General features: G+C 37.3%; 14 protein-coding genes, 2 tRNA genes and 1 pseudogene. 9 read left to right on the top strand and 8 right to left on the bottom strand.

The window, feature by feature from the left end:
- Positions 1-98: 98 nt before the first annotated feature.
- Positions 99-779: a HEAT repeat domain-containing protein gene (locus A9996_RS11980; protein WP_083993942.1), complete on the top strand. Its 681-nt coding sequence runs from the start codon at positions 99-101 to the stop codon at positions 777-779.
- A 643-nt stretch (positions 780-1422) separates the two neighbouring features.
- Here the strand turns inward: A9996_RS11980 and A9996_RS11985 are convergent.
- From A9996_RS11985 to A9996_RS12000, 4 genes and pseudogenes are all read right to left on the bottom strand, one after another.
- Positions 1423-2688 (bottom strand): site-specific integrase, encoded by a 1266-nt coding sequence (locus A9996_RS11985; RefSeq protein WP_066435159.1) that lies wholly within the window; start codon positions 2686-2688, stop codon positions 1423-1425.
- Between the two features lie 215 nt (positions 2689-2903).
- A tRNA-Pro gene (locus A9996_RS11990) sits at positions 2904-2978 on the bottom strand.
- 21 nt (positions 2979-2999) lie between these two features.
- A tRNA-Ser gene (locus A9996_RS11995) sits at positions 3000-3083 on the bottom strand.
- A 94-nt stretch (positions 3084-3177) separates the two neighbouring features.
- Positions 3178-5225, bottom strand: a pseudogene (locus A9996_RS12000) (HD family phosphohydrolase).
- A gap of 130 nt (positions 5226-5355) precedes the next feature.
- Between A9996_RS12000 and A9996_RS12005 the strand changes: the two are divergent.
- Both A9996_RS12005 and A9996_RS12010 read left to right on the top strand, forming a co-directional pair.
- A complete protein-coding gene (locus A9996_RS12005; RefSeq protein WP_066435160.1) occupies positions 5356-6534 on the top strand; it encodes an acetyl-CoA C-acyltransferase in 1179 nt (392 codons plus the stop codon).
- A 230-nt stretch (positions 6535-6764) separates the two neighbouring features.
- Positions 6765-7514, top strand: a complete 750-nt coding sequence (locus A9996_RS12010; RefSeq protein WP_066435162.1) for a C40 family peptidase — start codon at positions 6765-6767, stop codon at positions 7512-7514.
- A gap of 53 nt (positions 7515-7567) precedes the next feature.
- On the opposite strand, the gene A9996_RS12015 is transcribed toward A9996_RS12010, so the two are convergent.
- Positions 7568-8839: a tetratricopeptide repeat protein gene (locus tag A9996_RS12015; RefSeq protein WP_066435164.1), complete on the bottom strand. Its 1272-nt coding sequence runs from the start codon at positions 8837-8839 to the stop codon at positions 7568-7570.
- Between the two features lie 25 nt (positions 8840-8864).
- Complete coding sequence (gyrA, locus tag A9996_RS12020; protein WP_066435173.1) at positions 8865-11432, bottom strand: DNA gyrase subunit A; 2568 nt, start codon at positions 11430-11432, stop codon at positions 8865-8867.
- 262 nt (positions 11433-11694) lie between these two features.
- Here gyrA and A9996_RS12025 point away from each other — a divergent pair, with 262 nt between their 5' ends.
- Both A9996_RS12025 and A9996_RS12030 read left to right on the top strand, forming a co-directional pair.
- Entirely contained in the window at positions 11695-14244 is a 2550-nt protein-coding gene (locus tag A9996_RS12025; RefSeq protein WP_066435182.1) for an ATP-dependent Clp protease ATP-binding subunit, read from the top strand.
- Between the two features lie 81 nt (positions 14245-14325).
- Entirely contained in the window at positions 14326-14694 is a 369-nt protein-coding gene (locus tag A9996_RS12030; RefSeq protein ID WP_066435184.1) for a hypothetical protein, read from the top strand.
- Between the two features lie 52 nt (positions 14695-14746).
- On the opposite strand, the gene hutH is transcribed toward A9996_RS12030, so the two are convergent.
- The gene (gene hutH, locus A9996_RS12035; protein ID WP_066435185.1) at positions 14747-16258 is read right to left on the bottom strand and encodes a histidine ammonia-lyase; all 1512 of its coding nucleotides are present in this window, start codon (positions 16256-16258) and stop codon (positions 14747-14749) included.
- A gap of 125 nt (positions 16259-16383) precedes the next feature.
- Here hutH and A9996_RS12040 point away from each other — a divergent pair, with 125 nt between their 5' ends.
- Positions 16384-17421, top strand: a complete 1038-nt coding sequence (locus A9996_RS12040) for a TlpA disulfide reductase family protein (protein ID WP_066435187.1) — start codon at positions 16384-16386, stop codon at positions 17419-17421.
- A 57-nt stretch (positions 17422-17478) separates the two neighbouring features.
- Here the strand turns inward: A9996_RS12040 and A9996_RS12045 are convergent, their stop codons facing one another.
- Entirely contained in the window at positions 17479-19032 is a 1554-nt protein-coding gene (locus tag A9996_RS12045; protein WP_066435191.1) for a bifunctional ADP-dependent NAD(P)H-hydrate dehydratase/NAD(P)H-hydrate epimerase, read from the bottom strand.
- 289 nt (positions 19033-19321) lie between these two features.
- On the opposite strand from A9996_RS12045, the gene thrA reads away from it, so the two are divergent.
- The 3 genes from thrA to A9996_RS12060 all read left to right on the top strand — a co-directional run bounded on the left by thrA (position 19322) and on the right by A9996_RS12060 (position 23210).
- Complete coding sequence (thrA, locus tag A9996_RS12050) at positions 19322-21766, top strand: bifunctional aspartate kinase/homoserine dehydrogenase I (protein WP_066435193.1); 2445 nt, start codon at positions 19322-19324, stop codon at positions 21764-21766.
- 101 nt (positions 21767-21867) lie between these two features.
- Complete coding sequence (locus A9996_RS12055) at positions 21868-22794, top strand: homoserine kinase (protein WP_066435195.1); 927 nt, start codon at positions 21868-21870, stop codon at positions 22792-22794.
- A gap of 80 nt (positions 22795-22874) precedes the next feature.
- Positions 22875-23210, top strand: a complete 336-nt coding sequence (locus tag A9996_RS12060; protein ID WP_066435201.1) for a four helix bundle protein — start codon at positions 22875-22877, stop codon at positions 23208-23210.
- Positions 23211-23278: the final 68 nt, after the last annotated feature.

Below are 23278 nucleotides of genomic sequence, written 5' to 3' on the forward strand. Positions count from 1 at the left end.
AATTAATTTTGTTAGGTTTTAAAGAATAAAAAAGGATATTCGCATAAAGTAAGTGATTTTAGAAAAGTAAAACTGATTTTTTTAAAATCACAATATTTATGAACTTAAATGAATTGTCTAAAAACTTCAAAGAATTAATTCAAAAGCCCAAGAAATCAAGGCAAGAATTAGAATTGCAAAATGAGATTGGAATTAAATTAGAAATAGCATTGAATGAGGAAGCTTCAACGTTAGTGGATGAACTCAATGGTATCGGTTTAAATATATCCTCAATATGGGACTTGGTTAACACGAGGAAAAAATACCCCAGAGCTATAAGTATTTTATTAAAACATTTAGTTAAAGATTATAGTGAAAAAAATAAAGAAGGCATAGTAAGAGCTCTGACGGTAAAAGAAGCAATTGGAAAAGCGACACCAACTTTAATCGATGAATATATGAAATTGTCGAAAGATCAAACAATATTGCGTTGGACCATAGGAAATGCCATATTTAAAACAATTACCAAACATGATGTCGATCGAATAATACCAATAATAAAAGATAAAGAGAATGGTATATCTAGGCAAATGTTTGTTGCAGCCTTAGGAAAAGTCAATTTGCAAAATGTCGAAAATGTATTAATTGATTTACTTGACGATGATGAAGTTGTAGTGCAAGCTATCAAAGCATTAGGTCAATTGAAGTCGTTAAAAGCAAGAGAGAAAATAGTGGTACTTAGCAAGCATTCTAACAAATTAATAAAAACAGAAGCTGAGAATGCATTAAAAGTTTTGTAAGGTATTTTTAAGTTAAGCGGATTTTTATTTCACATGGCACAAAAAATTCCTCTTAAGGTATGAATTAAAGTAAGAGATGGGAATAGCAAGAGGGTAACGGGCAGAGCCACGTTACGTATTCCCACACCAGTACAATTTATTGATTATCAATTAGTTGAAAATACACTGGTTTTTAAAATTTTATCGATTTGCGTCAAATGGCCTCAAACCGCCTGTCAACAGGTGAAAATTTGCGTCAATTGATGAATTATCGAGTCTTTATGGGGAAGTTTAAGAATGTCCAAAAGTGTTTAAGAATTTTTAGAAAACTATTCAATTCTCATATTTTAGTAAAGGCTATAATGCTCTTTTTTTTCTTTTCAATAGCAATTATGATTAAAGGAAAAAGTGGAAACTTGTAAAGTTTTCAGAAAGACAAGAATGATTTTAAAATAAAATCACTAAAAATTGAAAGAAATTTTTCAAAAACATAAAGCCAGTTAATAGCCGTTTGGCCAAAGCCGTTTGAATTGAAATTGAAACCTGAGCAGTACAAGTCTTTAAAACTAAAATTATGATTTTGAAATTTAGTTTTAGCTGAAATTTCCTTTCAAAACACTCCCGTAGCCTTATGAGGAGCGCATTGAAAGGAAATTCATTACCCTTAAAAAATTGTTTGTTTGGTTTGGGTCTTTGGTTTCAACTTTTTCGTTTCAAACCGTATCAGCAGATTGTCTATGTCCTCGCTTATCTTTGACTCCACGACCCTGGCATAAATCTGTGTTGTTGATAGCTTATTATGTCCCAACAGCTTTGATACGGTCTCAATGGGTACGCCATTGGAGAGCATGACGGTAGTTGCAAAGGTATGTCTGGCAACATGGAACGTTATATTCTTATGGATACCGCAGTCCAGTACAATTTCCTTCAGATATTTATTGGTCTTCTGGTTGGAGCTGAGCGGTAGGATGATTTTATTGTTCGTTTTTTCGGCTTCGTCCCTATATTTTTCTATAATTGCCAAGGCCTTGGGTAAAATAGGAATTTTGACCGTTTCATTTGTTTTTTCACGTTTGGTAAAGATCCAATAGTTGTTGTCGATGCCCAGTGTGATATGGTTCAGGGTTAGTTCCCTGACATCTATATATGACAGTCCCGTGTAACAGGAAAACATAAAACAGTCCTTGACACGTTCCAACCGCGCATTGGTATAATGTGTATTCTCAATCAGTTCGAGTTCGCGCTCAGTAAGAAACTGCCTGTCAAATTTATCGAACTTAAGCTGGAACTGGTTGAACGGATTTTTTGGAATCCATTCCAACTTAACAGCAAGGTTGACCATCTTTTTAAAGCGCTCCATATGTTTCATAACGCCGTTGTTGGACAGTACCAATTCTTTTTTTGGATTTCTGTAGGCTCTCAGGAACTGCTCAAAATCACAGATGAACCGATAGTTCAATTGTTTCAGGTAAATGTCATCCACTTTTGAAACTTTGCTCAGATACTTCAACAGATACCTTTCGGTAGTGTAATAATTCTTCATGGTGCCATATTTCAAGATGCTGACCATGTTGGTATTATGGTATGTCATGAGCTCAGTCAAAGTCTTATGGTTCTCGTCCAGACCCAAATAACGTGCTTTAACGGCGTTTGCGGTAATGATCTTTCCTTCTTCCAGTAATTGCTTATGGCAGTCCAATAAATGGCTGTATACTTGGTCTAGGTAGGTATTGAGGACTTTCGTTTTGAAGGAGCTCCCACGTGCCCTGTTCTTGTTGCTGTCCCAATCCCTTAAAAGTGTACACCTTTTTAAACTGATTTCTGAACGTTTCTGATTGCATGTGATACGGGCGAAGATGTTCAATTCATTCGCGTTGCTTCGGGATTTTCTGGTATAGAAAATCACGGCAAAGGTAGTGTTTGTCTGCATTGTAGATGTCTTTGGTTAAACAAAAATGTTTTAAAGACAAAAGTCAAATCGTTTTTAAAGTCCCTTAAATTTACGACAATTTTGGTAAGAAAGTGCACACCTGATTGTACACCTTTTAGTTGTTATGAAATGATATCAAGTGATATCACTAAAAATGAAAAACACTGAGAATCATACGATTAACAGTGTTTTAGTTTGTCCTATTGCTAGGTTTGTCGGGGTGGCAGGATTCGAACCTGCGACCTCCGCGTCCCAAACGCGGCGCGATAACCGGGCTACGCTACACCCCGAGGTGGTTATCAAAAAAATTGCGGAGAGACAGGGACTCGAACCCTGGCGACACTTACGCGTCGACAGATTAGCAATCTGCTCCATTACCACTCTGGCACCTCTCCTATTTTATAAAGAACTTCCCTTAATTTCGGTTGCAAATGTAGCCTTTCATTACAAAGAACGCAACTATTTTCAAGAATTTTTCTTGTGATTTTACTATTCTGGATATTCTATCCTGAGATGGAAGATGTTAGCCAATTTATTTTTCAATATTTTTTTGATGGATTCAATCTCTTTAAAGGTAATATCAGCATTTAAGAACTGTCCGTCTTCCATTTGTTTGTTGATAATATTTTCAACAAAATGATTGATTTTTGTGGAGGATGGATCCTTCAGACTTTTGGAAGCTGCTTCAACACTATCACACATCATCAGAATTGCAGTTTCCTTACTAAATGGTTTTGGTCCTGGATATCTAAAATCAGCATCATCTGTTGCAATATCAATTTCCTTTTCCTTCATATAAAAATAGTACACAACGCTGGTTCCGTGATGGGTTCTAATAAAATCAATTACACGATCTGGCAAATTGTTCTTTTTGGCTATTTCGATACCATCCAAAACATGGGCAAAAATAATGTTGGCACTTTCCTGAGCCGACAACTCATCATGGGGATTCAATCCTGTTGATTGGTTCTCTGTAAAATACGTTGGGTTCTTCATTTTACCGATATCATGATAAAGAGCTCCTACCCTAACCAACATGGCATTGGCTCCAATTTCATTGGCAGAAGCTTCCGCTAAATTGGCTACATTTAAACTGTGATGGAATGTGCCTGGTGCCTTATTGGACAATTCCTTTAAAAGTTTGCTATTGGTGTCTGAAAGCTCCAACAAGGACACATCAGAAACTAAACCGAAAAGCTTTTCATAAATATAAATGAGCGGTTGTACAAACAAGGTGGCCAATCCACATAAAATAAAAAGTCCGAAAGCCTCAAAATTGAGATTCGTGATACTGCCTTCATGAATAACGAAAAAAGCAAAGTAGGTAATGATATAAACAAGGGTGATCTGCCCTACTGAAATGAATAGATTGGCGCGTTTGTACAATTCAGAAACCGTTAGTATGGTCACTATTCCTGCAATAATCTGCAAAAACATATATTCATAACTATTAGGTACAATAAAGCCAAGCAACAAAACAGTCAAGACATGGGAAAAGAGTCCCAATCTGGCATCAAAAAAGGCCTTCAATACCAATGGTAATACACAAAGTGGTACAACGTATACATATTTGGAATTATAATTGACAATGAGGGTTGTCAATAGCACCATCAATAGAATATTAAAAAATATGAAGGTCACTTTTGTATTGTCTAAAAAGACTTCGATGCGGTATTTTCTCAAAAACAATAAAAGCATCAATAAAGTCAATGCCACCAATAATGAATAAGACACTACTACCCATGTGTAATTGGAGGAGTTCCAAACCTGTGATTGATATTCTGATTCCAAAGATCTTAAAACATCATATTTCTGACCTTCTACCAATTCGCCTTTAGAAATGATCAAGGTTTCCCGCTCTATATTGCCTCGCGTTTCTGATATCTTATCAAGTTCTTCTTTTAACGCATTTTGGGTGAGGGATCTGTTGACCTTCAAATTGGGTTCAACCAAATCAAAAAACAAAGACACAAAGACGGCACTAAAATTAGAGTTGCCCTTTTCTTCAAGTTGTTTTTCCAACAGTTTTCTAAAAGCATCAATTTTAGAGAGTTCAGAATACGTTGTAGAAGCTATTTGATTTTGCCCATCCAATAAAATGACATTCTTGTCATTAGGATAATTGTAATCTTCTTCTAAAACACCATTTTTATAGATCTCATCCAAAACTCGCTTGCCTACCCTAAAAAGTTCTGTCTTTTTTCTTCCTAAAGAATCATCAAAGGTGGTATTGAACTTCTTGTTGTAATCGTCATTCACAAAATCCTTGACCTCTTCAATAAGATCAAAGTAAATGGCGCTGTTTTCAACAATGGCCGATTTTTCCTTCTCTAGTTCTTCTGGTGATTTTTGAATGGCAAAATCGAATGGTGCGTAAAGATTTTCAGATTGCCATGGCTTATTCTTATCAAAATTGTATTTGAATTTACCGCTTTTGGGAAAGAGATAAACAATTAAAAAAGTAGTTCCTAATAAAAAGGAGTAATTTTGTAAATAAGTGCATGATTTTTATACCACTTGTTTATAATATTTTTCATCAAAGTCTTCTCAATTGTCTTTCAAAAGTAATAAATTATAAGAGGATTAGTTGGTTTAACCTGAGGTTTCATTCCAAAATCAATTAAAAAATGTTTAATTTTGCGTCACGTAAAATAAAACCCATTAAAAATGAGTAAAGAAGTCGTTATTGTATCAGCAGCAAGAACTCCCATAGGAAGTTTTTTAGGAGCCTTATCTACAGTTCCAGCTCCAAGATTAGGAGCCATTGCCATAAAAGGCGCGTTGGATAAGATCAAACTGAAGCCTGAATTGGTACAAGAAGTGATTATGGGTAATGTGGTACAAGCAGGAACAGGACAAGCACCTGCCCGTCAGGCGGCCATTTATGCTGGAATTCCTGATACGGTGCCATGTACTACAATTAATAAAGTGTGTGCTTCAGGTATGAAAGCAGTGATGCAAGCTGCCCAAGCCATTGCCTTGGGACATGCTGATATAATTGTTGCGGGGGGTATGGAGAATATGAGTTTGATTCCGCATTATTTATATGCCAGAACAGGAACAAAATTTGGTCCAGCTACCTTAATTGATGGGATGCAAAAAGACGGTTTGGTAGATGCGTATGATGAAAATGCCATGGGTGTTTGTGCAGACGCATGTGCTACCGAATATAAGTTTAGTAGAGAAGATCAGGATGCTTATGCCATTCAGTCATACAAAAGATCTTCAGCGGCTTGGGATGCAGGAAAATTTGATAATGAAGTGGTACCTGTGGAAGTCCCTCAACGTCGTGGAGACGCCATAGTCGTTTCAAAGGATGAAGAATACACCAATGTTAAGATGGATAAAATTCCATCTTTAAGACCCGCTTTTTCGAAAGATGGTACTGTTACGGCTGCCAACGCCTCCACCATTAATGATGGTGCTGGAGCAGTTGTTTTGATGAGCAAGGAAAAAGCCGAAGAACTTGGGCTTAAACCGTTAGCAACCATAAGAGGTTATGCTGATGCGGCACAAGAACCGAAATGGTTTACCACCTCTCCTGCCAAAGCGTTGCCAAAAGCACTTGATAAAGCAGGGATTTCAATAGATGATGTTGATTTCTTTGAGTTTAATGAAGCTTTCGCGGTAGTTGGATTGGCTAATATGAAGCTTCTGGGACTTAATGATAGCAACGTGAATGTTAATGGAGGAGCTGTTTCTTTAGGACATCCATTGGGATGTTCTGGGGTTCGAATTATCATAACCTTATTGAATGTGTTGGAGCAAAACAATGCTAAGCTTGGAGCAGCGGCCATTTGTAATGGTGGTGGAGGTGCATCGGCCATAGTTATTGAACGTCCTTAGGTAGTGATTACCTTCAATTTTCTTTTTATAGTGTCGGACTCACATGGGTTACTTAGTCCTAAAAAATAAATATATTCATCATAATGCCTCATCATTGATCTGTATGTTTCCACGAGGGTTTTACATCGAAATTTCTGATTTACCGCTTTTCTTGAGAGGGAAGAGTTGGCCTTTTCTTATCAATCCTGGGACATAAATCAAATATATAGTCAATAGACCATTTCATCTCTATGCAATACGGAATTGCCAATTTAAGCATCGTCCCTTTAAGAATTGAACCTGATGATACTACTGAGCTTGTATCTCAAGTATTATATGGTGAAATTTTTAAGGTGACTGAACGCCGGAAAAAATGGAGTAAAATCCGTTTGGCTTATGATCAGTTTGAAGGTTGGATTGATAATAACCAGTACCTTGAAATTTCTGAAACCGATTATGATTCCGTTATAGAATTATCAGGGAGACTTTCAGGCGATTTGCTGGAGTTTGTCCAGGATCATAATGACCAATTGATCACCATTCCGTTAGGATCTTCTTTGACCTGTCTCAATTTCTTAAATCATTCATTTGATGGCCATAGTATTGAGGGCCTACAGCCAAAATCACATGTAATTGACACCGCTTTTTTATATCGTAATGCGCCCTATTTGTGGGGAGGTAAAACACCTTTTGGTATTGATGCTTCAGGTTTAACACAAATGGTGTATAAACTGAATGGGTACAAATTACATCGTACCGTGGAGCAACAGGCAAAGCAAGGCGAGGCTTTAAGTTTTATTGAGGAAAGTGAGATTGGAGATTTGGCTTTTTTTGATAATAACGAAGGGCAGATTATACATGTTGGCATCATTATGCCTGACAATTACATTATCCATGCCTACGGAAAAGTCCGTATTGACCGATTGGATCATTCAGGTATTTATAATATTGACACCAAAATGCACACGCACAAGCTGAGGGTCATCAAAAAAATTATATAAAAAAAGCTACCTCATTGAGGTAGCTTTTGGTTTACTTACATATGTTGTCAACATTATTGACCTTTTTCCAAAGCTTCTAGTTTAGCTTTCATGTCTTTCATTTTTGCAGTTTCACCCAAAGCACTATAGATATTGACTAATGTTTTAGCTGCTTGTACATCTGTTGGTCTTAACTTAAGGGTAGTTTCCAAATAAGGAACAGCTTGCCCATAAAGTTTAGATCTCTCCGCTTTAAGCTCATCGTATTTCTTATTATCAGCCGCAGAACTCCCTAGAGCATTCATCTTTTCAATGATATCTTGCTCTTGGCTCAAGATTAAAACCGCCATGTTATTATGCACGTCTGTGTAGTCTGGTTTGATTTTCAAGGCTTGTTCGTAGTAGTCCTTGGCAGCCTCAATATTACCACCTTCAGCGGAAACAATACCTAAATTGAACAACAATTCCGGATTTTCTGGATCGGTAACTAAGGCTTCTTCAATTAGTTTTTTGAACTCATCTCTATTGCCCATTTTCAATTGCATATTAGCTTCAGAAATAATTAACGTAGCATCATCAGGATTTGCTGCTCTAGCATCTTTCATGGCTGCAATCGCCTTTTCATTATTGCCTTGACTCATGTAAATCAATGCCACATTCTTAACGATCTCAGCTTGCTTGGATTCTGACTTTTTTGTGGATGGTTTGATGTGTGTCCCAGCTTTTACTGAAATATCCATCAAGTTTTTAGAAGGAAAATTTTCTTCTTCCTCGGTTTCTTTACTGATAGCAACATACTCTGTTTCAATACCAACAAAACCTAAGTTTTTCAGTTCTTCATAATGTCTCAACGCATTGTCATAGTCTTCATCATTTACAGCAGTTGCAGCTGCATAGTAAAGATACAACGTGTCTTTAGTTGACATTCTGTAGGCTTTTTCAAACCCGCTTGAAGACGCAGCATAATCCTTTTTCTCTAAAGAGGCGTTTGCTTTAGTTAAGAAAGAAGTCAACATCAAATCTTTCAAATCTTGCACGTCTTTAGAATGCTTTCCGTTGCTTCCTTCTACTTTCTCAACCATATTGAGACTTTCAATGGCAGTATCCATGTCAGCACCTGAACCTGCACCATTTGCATAAAGTGCTTGACCTTTTAGTAAATAGAACTCCGCTTTCAATTTATCATCTGCATTTCCTATTAAGGATTCTGCAGCATTTATTGCAGTTTTGGCTTCTGCAAAATTACTTTTCTTTATTGCTTTTTCGGCATCTCTCAACTCGCTCTTCTGTGCGAAGGAGAAAGAACCTACTAAAAGTGCCAAAGCGATCATGACTTGTTTTTTCATTTTTAGTTAATTTAAATATTAAGTGTTAATTGTTATTTTCATCATCTGAATTATCAAGAGTTGTGCCATCTTCACTAGCATCCTGATTGTCAATTGATTCGTCTAATGCGTCCTCAATCAATGGATCTTCTTCTTCTGTCATGACCTTTGCTACTGCAGCAATAGAATCATTTCCTTTTAAATTGATCAATTTGACACCTTGGGTAGCCCTTCCCATCACACGAAGATCTTTAACTGCCATACGAATAGCAATACCAGATTTATTGATAATCATCAGGTCACTATCATCACTTACCGATTTGATAGCCACTAAACTTCCTGTTTTTTCAGTAATAGAAATGGTTTTTACACCTTTTCCGCCTCTATTTGTTATTCTATAAACAGCTTCTCCATCTTCGGGATCGTCAATATAAGTGCGCTTCCCGTAACCGTTTTCAGAAACAACCAATACTGATTCTTCCTGCGGATTCTCGATAGTTACCATGCCAATAACTTCATCCTTCGGATTTGCTAATGTGATTCCTCTTACTCCTGACGCGTTTCTTCCCATTGGACGCGTTTTTGCTTCTTCAAAACGTATGGCCTTACCAGATTTTAAGGCTAACATGACCTGACTGTTCCCAGTAGTTAGTTTTGCTTCCAGTAAAATATCGTCATCTTTAATAGTAATGGCGTTAATACCATTAGTTCTAGGACGTGAATATTGCTCCAAAGAGGTTTTCTTAACTTGGCCATTCTTGGTTGCCATAATGACATAGTGGCTATTAATGTACTCTTCATTTTTAAGATCCTGTGTACAAATAAAAGCTTTTACCTTATCATCTTGCTCAATGTTGATCAAGTTTTGAATGGCTCTACCTTTAGATGTTTTACTGCCTTCAGGAATTTCATAAACCCGCATCCAGAAACATTTTCCTTTTTGGGTAAAGAATAACATGTACTGGTGATTGGTTCCAACAAACAAATGCTCTAAGAAATCCTCATTACGTGTGGTAGATGCTTTTTGCCCTACCCCTCCTCTATGTTGGGTTTTGTACTCTGTTAACGATGTACGCTTTATGTACCCAGCATGAGAAATGGTGATCACCACTTGCTCATCAGGAATCATATCTTCAATGCTCAAATCGCCTCCTGAATATTCAATTGTAGAACGGCGTTCATCACCATACTTATCTTTTATAACAGCCAACTCATCCTTGATAATTTGCATACGACGTTCTTTCTTTTCCAGAATGTCTTTCAAATCTTCAATAGTTTTCATTAACTCGTCGTATTCAGAACGTAACTTATCTTGCTCCAGTCCTGTCAATTGACGCAAGCGCATCTCAACAATGGCCTTTGCCTGAATTTCAGAAAGCTCAAAACGGGCAATCAATTTTTCACGGGCTTCATCTGCATTAGAAGATGCTCGGATTAATGCAATAACTTCATCAATATTATCTGAAGCAATGATTAAACCTTCCAAAATATGGGCGCGTTCTTCGGCTTTGCGAAGTTCATAGGTAGTTCTCCTTACGACCACCTCATGCCTATGCTCCACAAAATGATAGATCATGTCCTTAAGATTCAATAATTGCGGACGACCTTTAACAAGGGCAATATTGTTGACACTAAAAGACGATTGTAAGGCCGTATGTTTATATAATGTATTGAGAACGATATTAGGAATGGCATCGCGCTTCAAAATATAAACGATACGCATACCGTTCCTATCTGATTCATCGCGAATCATTGAAATGCCCTCAATTTTCTTTTCATTGACCATGTCAGCCGTTTTCTTGATCATGTCGGCTTTATTGACTTGGTAAGGAATTTCAGTCACGATAATGGACTCTTTCCCCTGTACCTCTTCAATATTGGCTTTTCCTCTAACAACAATTCTACCACGACCGGTTTTAAAAGCTTCTATAACGCCGTCATAGCCATAAATTGTACCTCCAGTAGGAAAATCTGGTGCCTTTATATGGGTAATTAACTCATCGATATCAATGTCGTGATTATCAATATATGCAATGATACCGTCAACAACCTCACTTAAGTTATGTGGCGGCATATTAGTAGCCATCCCCACAGCAATACCAGAAGCACCATTTATTAATAGACCAGGGACACGTGTAGGTAAAACGGTTGGTTCTTGTAAAGTATCATCAAAATTGAGTTTATGATCTACAGTTTCTTTATCAATATCTGCCAACATGTCCTCAGAAATCTTGCGCATACGTGCTTCTGTATAACGCATGGCTGCCGGACTATCGCCATCAACAGAGCCAAAATTCCCTTGGCCATCCACTAACATATAACGTAAACTCCATTCTTGAGCCATACGTACCATCGCATCATAAACTGAAGTATCACCATGCGGGTGATATTTACCCAATACTTCACCAACAATTCTTGCTGATTTTTTATGAGCCGTATTAGACCTAACACCTAGTTCATGCATCCCAAAAAGCACACGCCTGTGAACAGGTTTTAGACCATCTCTAACATCTGGTAAGGCACGTGACACAATGACCGACATTGAATAATCAATGTAAGCCGATTTCATTTCATCTTCAATGTTGATAGGGATCAATTTTTCTCCTTCTGCCATAAATAAAATTAATTAGATTTTTTGTAGGTTTTCAAAACGTGCTAAGATAACCATTTTGTGAGTTGTAACGCCACTTTAATGACAAATTTTTGGTATTTGTTATTAACAATAACGCCGCTTTTTTATTTGATAAGTATCTCGTTAAATGTTTTGAAATTGTGAAGTTTTTTTTGTCACTTAGCAACTATAAAAATATTTAAGGTATAGTTTTTGCCCTAATACTATTGTTTTTATTTATTTTTAATGCAGAAAGGATTTTACTATGGATGATAATTTTTCCCCAAGAGTCAAAGATGTTATAGCCTACAGCAAGGAAGAAGCTTTAAGGTTAGGACACGATTTTATTGGTACAGAACATTTAATGCTGGGATTGCTAAGAGATGGCAACGGCAAAGCAATTGATATTTTAAGCGCACTTGAAATTGATTTAAACCACTTACGACGTAAAGTGGAAATTTTGAGTCCTGCAAACCTAAGCAATACCGAAATTTCAAATGAAAAGAAAAACCTGCACCTAACAAGGCAAGCAGAGCGTGCTTTAAAAACAACATTCTTAGAAGCAAAGTTGTTTCAGAGCACGTCTATCAATACCGCACACTTATTATTGTGCATCTTAAGAAATGAAAATGACCCCACCACAAAGCTTTTAAATAAGCTTAAAGTGGATTATGATAACGTTAAAGAACAATTCAAATCTATGATAACTAACAACGATGACTACACAGAATCTCCTAAGGCGGAGTCGTTTTCTGATGATGATATGAATGATGAAGATGACACAAAACAAAACCCGTTTAGCCAATCCACTTCAAAAGGTGCCAAGAAATCAAAAACCCCCGTTTTAGATAATTTTGGTCGTGATTTGACGGTTATGGCTGAAGAAGGAAAGCTCGATCCTGTAGTGGGGAGAGAAAAAGAAATACAACGTGTCTCACAAATTTTGAGCCGACGTAAAAAGAACAATCCATTACTAATTGGTGAACCTGGGGTTGGTAAATCGGCCATTGCGGAAGGTTTAGCACTCAGAATTATCAAGCGTAAAGTGTCAAGAATCCTTTTCAACAAAAGGGTTGTGACCTTAGATTTGGCGAGTTTAGTAGCTGGAACAAAGTATCGCGGACAGTTTGAAGAGCGCATGAAAGCGGTGATGAATGAATTGGAAAAGAATGATGATATTATTCTTTTTATTGATGAAATTCATACCATTGTTGGTGCCGGTGGTGCTACAGGTAGTTTAGACGCCTCCAATATGTTCAAACCTGCTTTGGCAAGAGGTGAAATTCAATGTATTGGTGCCACTACCTTGGATGAGTACAGACAGTATATTGAGAAAGACGGTGCCCTTGAGCGTCGTTTCCAAAAAGTGATTGTGGAACCTACGACTGTTGAGGAAACCATCCAGATTTTGGAAAATATTAAAGAAAAATACGAAGAACATCACAATGTACAATACACTCCAGAAGCTATTCAAGCTTGTGTAAAGTTGACCAATAGATACATGACAGAGCGTTTCTTGCCGGACAAAGCTATTGATGCATTGGATGAGGCGGGCTCAAGAGTCCACATCACCAATATTGATGTGCCTAAGCAAATTTTAGAGCTAGAAAAGCAATTGGAAGCGGTTAAGGAGACTAAAAACACGGTGGTTAAGAAGCAGAAATATGAAGAGGCTGCCAAGTTGCGTGATGATGAGAAACGTTTAGAGAAAGATTTGGCATTGGCCCAAGAAAAATGGGAAGAAGAAACCAAACTTCATAAAGAAATTGTTACTGAAGATAATGTGGCAGATGTAGTTTCTATGATGACTGGGATTCCGGTAAATCGAATTGCGCAAACTGAAAGCAACAAACTTGCAAAGTTGCCAGAACTGATCAAAGGAAAAGTTATAGGACAGGATGAAGCGGTAGCTAAGGTGGTGAAAGCCATTCAGCGTAACCGTGCGGGACTTAAAGATCCCAATAAGCCAATCGGGTCGTTTATCTTTTTGGGACAGACAGGTGTTGGTAAAACGCAGTTGGCTAAAGTATTGGCAAGTCAGCTATTTGATAGTGAAGATGCCCTGATCAGAATTGATATGAGCGAATACATGGAGAAATTTGCTATTTCAAGACTAGTAGGAGCACCTCCCGGATATGTAGGTTATGAAGAAGGTGGACAGTTGACAGAGAAAATAAGACGTAAGCCTTATGCCGTATTGTTGTTGGATGAGATTGAAAAAGCACATCCAGATGTGTTCAATATGTTGTTGCAGGTTTTAGATGATGGTTTCTTAACGGACAGTTTGGGACGCAAAATCGACTTTAGAAATACCATTATCATCATGACCTCTAACATTGGAGCCCGTAAATTGAAAGATTTTGGACAAGGTGTCGGTTTTGGAACGGCTGCAAAAGTTGCACAAGCAAGTGATAACTCCAGAAGCATTATTGAAAATGCCCTTAAAAAAGCATTTGCACCTGAATTCTTGAACCGTATTGATGATGTGATGGTGTTCAACACACTAGAAAAGGAGGATATCAATAAGATTATTGATATTGAATTGGATAAATTAATTCTTCGTATTAAAGATTTGGGATATGAACTTATATTGACTACTGAAGCTAAAGATTATATTGCTGAGAAAGGATTTGACAAACAATATGGTGCGCGACCTTTAAAACGTGCCATCCAAAAGTATGTTGAAGATACCTTGGCGGAAGAAATCATTACTGCTCATATCAATGAGGGTGATTCCATTACCATGGATTTAGATTCAAAAACAAATGAGCTGGTAATCACTATTGTGAAACCAGAAAAAGAGACGAAATCTTAAGTGATTTCGCTTAAGGGTAAAAGCATCTGTAAATTTACAGATGCTTTTTTATTATATTTTTGTTATTGACTAACTTTGCGCATGAAAGATTTATTGAAGTTCGACTTTTGTGAAATGCATATTTATGATTCTTACCTTATTGTAATTATAAATGAAGGTATTACAGTATCTCCCAAACACAATACTGTACTCATAAATGTGGTAGACACCTATTTTCATAATAAGGAATTTGTATACATTACCCATCGTATTAATTCTTATGCTGTAGATCCTGCCACCTATTTTGAAACGTCGAAGATTAGTAATCTTAAAGGTTTTGCTGTGGTTTCTAAAGATTTTAAGGCCAAATCCAATGCGGAGGTAGAAAAGTTATTCCTCAAAAAGATGTTTGAAATCTTTGATGATCTTCAAGATGCAGTTGCCTGGGCCGAATCAATTGTGAAGGCGTAAGCTGCTGCTATCACAATAATCAATCAACCTTTTATAAATATTATTTCTGCTTTTATTCAAAAAGAAGGTCATTGTCAATACTAAAATCATCGATAAAATTGACCGATTTTTTAATAAGCTCATGGAATATTTCATCCTGGGTCACAAATTTAACCTCACTTTGATAACTCTTTAGGAAGGATTCAATTAATGGGGATGACGTTGTTGGTTTTCTAAAGGCAATCGCCTGGGACGCATTGAGTAATTCAATGGCCAAAATACGCTCTACGTTATAGACTAAGGTATGAGCTTGGGTTGCTGAATTTGCGCCCATACTTACATGGTCTTCCTGTCCATTTGAAGACACAATGGAATCAACACTTGCTGGAGTGGCCAATTGCTTATTTGCACTTACAATACTAGCGGCTGTGTATTGCGGAATCATAAACCCCGAATTGAGCCCGGGATTATCGACCAAAAATGTAGGAAGCCCACGCGAACCAGAAATTAATTGATAAATACGTCTTTCAGAAATGTTCCCGAGTTCTGCCATGGCAATCTTCAAATAATCTAAAGCCAAAGCCAAAGGTTGTCCATGAAAGTTACCACCGGATATGATCTCGTTTTCGTTAATGAAAATATTGGGATTGTCCGTAACCGAGTTGATTTCAGTCTTTATGGTTTTATGAATAAACTCTAAAGTATCCTTAGTGGCGCCATGTACTTGTGGGATGCATCTAAAAGAATAGGGATCTTGAACATGTTGTTTTTGTTGTGAAATGAGGTGACTGCCTTCCAAAAATTCACGAATGCGTTTTGCAGTCTTCAACTGTCCGTTGTGAGGCCTTACCAAATGTACCAACTCATTAAAAGGCTCGATTCTGCCGTCAAAAGCATCTAAAGAAATACTGCCAATAAGGTCGGCCAAATAAGAGAGTTTATAAGATTTTAATAATAAATGAACGCCATAGGCACTCATAAACTGAGTTCCGTTTAAAAGCGCAAGCCCTTCTTTGGACAATAAAGTAATGGGTTGCCAATCAAATTGCTCCAATACTTCTGCAGCAGGCTTTATTTCTCCATCATAAAACACGTCCCCTTTGCCAATTAAAGGTAGCGCCAAATGCGCTAAAGGTGCAAGATCTCCAGAAGCTCCTAAAGAGCCTTGTGTATATATCACAGGTAAAATATCATGGTTGTAAAAATCAATCAAGCGCTGAACTGTATCTAACTGTACGCCACTATGGCCATAACTTAGAGATTGAATTTTTAGCAGCAACATCAGTTTTACAATGCTATTTGGCACTTGGTCTCCAATACCACAGGCGTGAGACATGACCAAGTTTTCTTGCAACTGTGTTAATTTGTCTTTAGAAATTTTTACATTATATAAGGAGCCAAACCCTGTATTGATGCCGTAAATGGGTTTTTCCTGTTCAAGCATTCTATTATCGAGATACGCTCTACATTTTTTTATTTTTGAAATTGATTCTTCTGAAAGTTCAATCGTTTTATTATAAAAAAGAATATCGCTTATCACAGATAATTCTAAGGTTTTTGAAGATATGGGATGTATTAGATTCATTCATGTCATTTCTATGTCCAAAAATGAACAATACCTTTGCCTTATCCAACAAATGTTAATAATTAATAAAAGATTCTACTATGTGTGTCCAAACTCTTACTTTTGAAAACTTAAAAATAAAAACAATGAAAAAAATATTTGTTTTCTTATGTGCCTTAGCTATTGTGTCATGTAAGGAAGAACCCAAAAATTATGTCACCCTTTCTGGAAAAATTACCAACAAAACAAGTGATTCCATTTTGTTGAGAAACAGAACCATCACCAAAACCATTCTATTGGCTGATGATGGCACTTTTTCTGATACCCTCAAAATCGATCAACCAGAAGTCTTCGGCATTTTCAATGGAAACATTGCTGCGCCTATTTTCTTGAAAAATGGCTTTGACATCAACATGACTGCAGATGTTGAGAACTTTGAAGAAACATTAGAGTTTTCAGGTCCTGGAGCTGAACACAATAACTTTTTGTCAGAACAAATTCAGTTAGAGAAAAAATTATTGGATCAAGATAAATTGAGCAGCTTGAGTTCTGAAGGTCTTAAAACGGAAATTGAGGATATTCGAAAAGAGTTAACCAGCTTCTATAACCAGGATAAGGGCATAGATAGTACGGTCACCAACATGGCGAAATCAAACCTGGAACCGATGCTGAACATGTTCCAAAATTATTTTGCAGAATCTATCGCCGTCAGAGAGCAGTTTCCTGTAGGCTCTCCTTCTCCAACGTTTGAAAATTATGAGAACTTTAAAGGAGGAACCACATCTCTTAAAGACTTGGAAGGAAAATACGTCTATATAGATGTTTGGGCAACTTGGTGCGGACCTTGTATTGCAGAGATTCCTGCATTGAAAAAACTTGAAGAAGAGTATGCTGATAAAAACATTCAGTTTGTAAGTATCTCTATTGATGATGCAATGAGAAGTGGTGGCGGAGACCCAGAGGTAGCCAAAACTAAATGGAGAACGATGATTGAAGAAGAAAATCTTGCAGGCATCCAATTGTTTTCTGATAAAAACTGGAAATCAGATTTTATACAAAACTATAAAATCAATGGCATCCCAAGATTTATCCTGATCGATCCAAATGGCAATGTTGTTGATGCGAATGCACCACGACCTTCCAGTAAAAAAATTGAGGAATTATTTGATGGGTTGAGTATCTAAATTTTCAAATATTATTAAAGTTAAAAACCCGCACCTGACTAAAGTGCGGGTTTTTTGTTAGGATATGTGTTCTTCAGCATCAGGATCATGGGGCATTTGAGGTTTTGCAAAAAGATCAAGATATGCTTTGCCCAAATACTCAATCACATGACTTGCCGTCAAACTTTGATACCCATAATCTTCTACGGCAATATCTGCAGATTTACCATGGAGATATACGCCAAATAAACTTGCCATTAAGGGCTCATATCCCTGACAAATAAGTCCTGTGATCATACCTGTAAGCACATCTCCGGTTCCGCCTGTAGAAAGTCCGGGGTTACCCGTTGAATTGATATACATTTTGTTTTCAAATACCGTAATGGTGTGCGCGCCTTTTATCACAAGAACACACTGGTGCTTCTTGGAGAAAGCCTTTGCTTTTTTTAACTTGTCAAAATCATTCTTCCATTTTCCAATAAGACGTTCCAGCTCTTTTGGATGCGGTGTCAAAACCGTTTGAGCTTTCAATAACTTGAGATCTTCTTTGTGCTTTGATAGCAAATTGATGGCATCAGCATCTATAACTAAAGATGCCGAATTGGATTCTAGAAACTTCTGAAATGCCACATGTGTTTTTACGTCTGTTCCCATTCCCATGCCAATTCCAATGGCAGTGGGTTCAATGTCAAAACTGATGTCTGTGAGTTTCTCTTCATCATGATCAGTGAGGGTCATAGCTTCAGGAAAAGAGGACTGCATCGGAATGTAACCGCACTTTGGTATAAACGTAGTCACCAAACCTGATCCGGAGGCTAACGCCGCCTTTCCTGAAAGCACCACTGCTCCTATTTTACCATAGCTACCGCCAATAATTAGTGCGTGTCCATAGGTGCCTTTATTGGAAAATTTTTCTCTTGGTTTATACATTGGAAAAATCTCATTCTTACCAATGAGCTCCACTTCCGTTTCTGTTTCTTTCAAAAACTCAGCATCAATACCAATATCCAGCGCTTCCCAGTTTACGGTATATTTTGAAGTATCTGGAAGAAAGAATACCAGTTTGGGAGCCTGAAAACTCAAGGTGTAATTTGCCCAAACTACGCCATTTTCATCTTCTGGAACATCATCTGGGTATAGTCCAGACGGCAAATCAACAGACAATGTAAATGCTTTCGACGCTCTAAAATGTTGAAACAGTCTTTTCACCCAATCATTGGGAGGCCTATTCAGTCCAATTCCAAAAACGGCATCTACAATAATATCATCAGGACCAATTGTGGGAAAATCTGCTTCACAATTCAGCATAATTGGCCATTTCTTAGTGGTCTGTTTGATACGGTCATAATTCACCAAAAAATCTTCAGTACGCTTCTCACTGCAATTCACAACATAGGTATGGACACTATAACCGTAAGTGATCAAGTGTCTAGCCACCACCAGTCCGTCACCTCCATTATTGCCAATCCCACAAAACACATGAATTGGCACTTGAGCACCTTGCATGCGCTCGTGTATCCAATTAAAGATTTGCATTCCTGCACGCTCCATCAATTCGGTAGAGCTTATCTTTTGTTTTTTGGCCGTTTGCTGATCCCCTTTATAGATTTGTTGCTTTGAGAATATCTTCATTTTAAGAGTCTTTTTTTAGGATATATTTAATAATGTGCTATTTACTTCCAAAACTCAGTTGTAAATTTTTTTATTAAAGTAAAAATAATACATTTGAAAGGTATAGACCAAGATATGTATACTTTACAACACATCAAAAATGTTTTCATGACCTTTATCTCTGCAGAAGGCACGATTTCTATTCACAGTATTACCCTTTGGGGTTAATGTTTATATTTTATCTCGTCGCATATTTTCCAATTCATTTTATTTTTAATATAGTTACTGTTAATTCATTATACCATCCGCTATGAACGTATTAAAATTTGGGGGAACATCAGTCGGTTCCGCAGAAAACATAAAAAAGGTTATTCAAATTCTAGATAAATATTCAAAAACTGAACCTGTTGTTTGCGTTGTTTCAGCGGTGGGTGGCATTACAGATAAACTGTTGAGAGCTGGCGAACTGGCACAGCAGAAAAACGAAAGCTATCTTTCTGAATTCAAAACTATTAAAGAGATCCATCTCAATCTTTTATTTGAACTCATCCCTGTACAGAATGACACCGTAAAAGAATATGTTGAGAGTAAATTAGCAAGTTTAAAAAGCTTGTTGGATGGCATTTATCTTATCAATGAACTGTCTCCTAAAACCTCAGATAAGTTAGTAAGTGTGGGAGAGCTCCTTTCCTCCTACATCATTGCAGAAACCATGAAAAGCTATGGTTTAGATGTGGTCAGAAAAAATAGTCAAGATCTTTTGGTGACCAACGCTAATTTCACCAAAGCTGAAGTGAACTACAACATCACAAACGCTAACATTCAACACTATTTTAAGAATGCCAATCAAAAAATCACGATCCTTCCTGGGTTTGTGTCCAAATCTGAATCGGGAGAAATTACAACCTTAGGCCGTGGTGGATCTGATTTTACGGCAGCTATTATTGCTGCAGCGTTACACGTCAACCGATTGGAAATCTGGACAGATGTCAGCGGCATGTTTACGGCAAATCCTAAACTCGTCAAACAGGCGTATCCTATTGAAAGACTATCTTATCAGGAAGCTATGGAACTTTCGCATTTTGGTGCAAAGGTTTTATATCCGCCTTCAGTGCAACCTGTTTTGGATTTAAATATTCCCATCCACATCAAAAACACGACAGAGCCCGAAGCCCAAGGCACCATCATTACTAACGACAAGAACAACGGATTTTCCAAGGCTGCAAAAGGGATCAGCAACATCAGTAATATTGCCTTATTGACTTTGCAAGGGCATGGTATGGTGGGCATTCCCGGGTTTTCTAAGCGATTGTTTGAAACCTTGGCGCAAGAAAAAATCAACGTCATCTTTATTACTCAAGCGTCTTCTGAACACTCGATTTGTTTTGGTATTGATGAAAAAGATGCCAATCTTGCAGCAATGAGTATTAACCTCACATTTGAAAATGAAATCTCATTAAAAAAAATAGATCCTATAATTGTAGAAAAAGATTTATCTATTGTCGCCCTTGTAGGTGATAATATGAAGAATCATCAAGGTATTAGCGGCAGAATGTTCAGTGCCTTAGGTAAAAATAACATTAATATTAGAGCCATTGCCCAAGGTGCTTCAGAAAAGAACATTTCTACAGTCATTGCACAAAAGGATGTAAAAAAGGCATTGAATACTATTCATGAACGCTTTTTTGAAGATCAGACCAAACAGCTGAATGTTTATATCACTGGGGTTGGAAATGTTGGGGAACGACTTGTAGAGCAAATCAAACAACAGAAAAAATATTTGAAAGAGCAACTGAAAATTAATATGAGAGTGATCGGCTTGTCCAATTCTAGAACCATGATTTTTGATGAATCTGGACTATCCCTAAGATCTTGGAAGGAACAATTGGCTTCAGGGGAAAAGGCCTCCTTGGAAGGGTTTTTAGAACGCAACAAAAGCTTCAACCTACGCAACAGTATTTTTGTGGATGTTACTGCTAATGAAGACGTTTCAAAAATTTATGCAGATTATTTAAAAGAGAGCATTGCTGTAGTGGCTTGCAATAAAATTGCCTGTTCAAGTGTGTTTGAAAACTATAGCAATCTCAAGAGACTTTCGGTAAAATACAATGCGCCATTTTTATTTGAAACTAATGTTGGTGCTGGTTTACCCATCCTTGATACCTTAAATCATTTGATTGCTTCTGGCGATAAAATAACGTCCATCAAAGCGGTGCTTTCTGGAAGTTTAAACTTTGTTTTCAATAATTTTGATGACCATACAAATTTTCACGATGTTGTAAAACAAGCACAAAAGGAAGGTTATACGGAGCCTGATCCGCGGATTGATTTAAGTGGTGTTGATGTGGCTCGAAAAATCCTGATCCTAGCTCGAGAAAGTGGTACTGAAATGAATTTGGAAGACATTGAAAACACGTCGTTTTTAACAAAAAACAATCTAAAAAGTGATTCTGTGGATGATTTTTATCAAACGTTAATAGCTGATGAAGGCCATTTCCAAAAATTATATGCCTCTGCAAAAAAGAACGACTGCCAGTTGAAATATGTGGCCGAATTTAACGAAGGGAAAGCTAAAGTTGGCCTGCAAGAAATTCCGTCGGATCATCCTTTTTATAATCTGAAAGGCAAGGATAATATCGTGATGTTTTTTACTCAGCGATATCCACAACAGCCAATGATCATTAAAGGTGCCGGTGCTGGAGCTGATGTAACGGCTTCAGGATTGTTTGCTGATATTATTAGAATTGGGAATTAGTTCTCAGTCTGCAGTTGGCAGTCGGCAGTCTGCGGTCGGCAGTTGGCGTATAAAACAAACAGTCGCGGATGGTTCTGTAAACAAAATTAATAAAAGTACTTGTGACAAAAAATGAAATCAAAATATTCTCCCCGGCAACGGTAGCTAATGTGTCCTGCGGATATGATGTCCTAGGATTTTGTTTAGACACTATTGGGGATGAGATGATTGTTAGAAAAACAGAAAAAAAAGGAATTTTTATCACTAAGATCGAAGGATATAAATTGCCATTTGAAGCTAAAAAAAATGTAGCAGGAGTTTCTGCATTGGCAATGCTTGCTGATGCGCAACCTAACTGCGGATTTGAAATTGAAATTTACAAAAAAATTAAACCCGGTAGTGGTATTGGCAGCAGTAGCGCCAGTGCATGTGGAAGTGTTTTTGCCATCAATGAACTTTTAGGAAGACCTTACAATAAAACCCAAGTGACTGATTTCGCAATGAAAGGTGAAGCTTTGGCAAGCGGTAGTGAGCATGCAGATAATTTAGCTCCAGGGATTTTCGGGGGATTTACGCTGGTAAAAAGCACATCGCCATTGGAAGTTCTACAATTACCGACGCCAAAAGATATGTATGCAACCATTATCCATCCACAAATAGAAATTAAAACTTCTGATGCTAGGGCCATTTTACCCAAGGAATTTCCGTTGACGGATGCCATTACACAATGGGCCAACGTGGGAAGTTTTGTCCATGCCCTGCACACTAATGATTACGACTTATTGAAAAGAGCACTTCATGACGTTATTGTTGAACCGCACCGTAGCAGATTAATTCCGCATTTTGCGGAAGTCAAGTCGGCCGCACTTATTCATGGAGCTTTGGGTGCTGGAATTTCTGGCGCTGGACCATCTATTTTTACGCTATCCAAAGGAATTGAAAATGCTAAAAGCGTTGAAAGAGCGATGCGGGATGTATATTCGAGTACGACCATTGCATTTGAAACTTATGTGTCGCGGATTAATACGGGAGGAATTAAAATCTTATGAGATAAGACTGATGACGGATGACGGATGACGGATGACGGATGACTGGTGGCAGAGCTGGTTTTAGCCAAAAAACATGACTTATGAATAAATTTAAATTTGAAAACCTGATAATCTGGCAAAAAGCAATGGATTTAGGTGAAGAAATTGATGTTCTGACAGCGTCTTTTCCTGATAAAGAAAAATATAATTTATCATCTCAAATAAGACGTGCGGCTGATTCTATTGCATCAAATATTTCAGAAGGTTCAATTGGACAAAGCAATCCTGAGCAAAAGAAATTTATAGGCTATGCAATCCGGTCATTGGCTGAAGTTGTGACATGTCTTTATAAATCAAGAAATAGAAATTATTTAACAATAGCTCAATTCGACAATTTATATGAAAAATCTTATGATGAATATGATGATCGCATTTAAAAATAAAATTAATTAAATAAAAATGACCTATCGACACTAACTTCGGTCACCCGTCATCCGTCACCCGT

It is taken from the genome of Gelidibacter algens, from assembly GCF_001678675.1.
Classification (GTDB): domain Bacteria; phylum Bacteroidota; class Bacteroidia; order Flavobacteriales; family Flavobacteriaceae; genus Gelidibacter; species Gelidibacter algens.

What these genes read in the sequence shown, in the direction of transcription:
- A9996_RS11980 (WP_083993942.1), top strand. Translation starts at nt 99, where the DNA reads ATGAACTTAAATGAATTGTCTAAAAACTTCAAAGAATTAATTCAAAAG.
- A9996_RS11985 (WP_066435159.1), bottom strand. Translation starts at nt 2,688, where the DNA reads ATGCAGACAAACACTACCTTTGCCGTGATTTTCTATACCAGAAAATCC.
- A9996_RS12005 (WP_066435160.1), top strand. Translation starts at nt 5,356, where the DNA reads ATGAGTAAAGAAGTCGTTATTGTATCAGCAGCAAGAACTCCCATAGGA.
- A9996_RS12010 (WP_066435162.1), top strand. Translation starts at nt 6,765, where the DNA reads ATGCAATACGGAATTGCCAATTTAAGCATCGTCCCTTTAAGAATTGAA.
- A9996_RS12015 (WP_066435164.1), bottom strand. Translation starts at nt 8,839, where the DNA reads ATGAAAAAACAAGTCATGATCGCTTTGGCACTTTTAGTAGGTTCTTTC.
- gyrA (WP_066435173.1), bottom strand. Translation starts at nt 11,432, where the DNA reads ATGGCAGAAGGAGAAAAATTGATCCCTATCAACATTGAAGATGAAATG.
- A9996_RS12025 (WP_066435182.1), top strand. Translation starts at nt 11,695, where the DNA reads ATGGATGATAATTTTTCCCCAAGAGTCAAAGATGTTATAGCCTACAGC.
- A9996_RS12030 (WP_066435184.1), top strand. Translation starts at nt 14,326, where the DNA reads ATGAAAGATTTATTGAAGTTCGACTTTTGTGAAATGCATATTTATGAT.
- hutH (WP_066435185.1), bottom strand. Translation starts at nt 16,258, where the DNA reads ATGAATCTAATACATCCCATATCTTCAAAAACCTTAGAATTATCTGTG.
- A9996_RS12040 (WP_066435187.1), top strand. Translation starts at nt 16,384, where the DNA reads ATGAAAAAAATATTTGTTTTCTTATGTGCCTTAGCTATTGTGTCATGT.
- A9996_RS12045 (WP_066435191.1), bottom strand. Translation starts at nt 19,032, where the DNA reads ATGAAGATATTCTCAAAGCAACAAATCTATAAAGGGGATCAGCAAACG.
- thrA (WP_066435193.1), top strand. Translation starts at nt 19,322, where the DNA reads ATGAACGTATTAAAATTTGGGGGAACATCAGTCGGTTCCGCAGAAAAC.
- A9996_RS12060 (WP_066435201.1), top strand. Translation starts at nt 22,875, where the DNA reads ATGAATAAATTTAAATTTGAAAACCTGATAATCTGGCAAAAAGCAATG.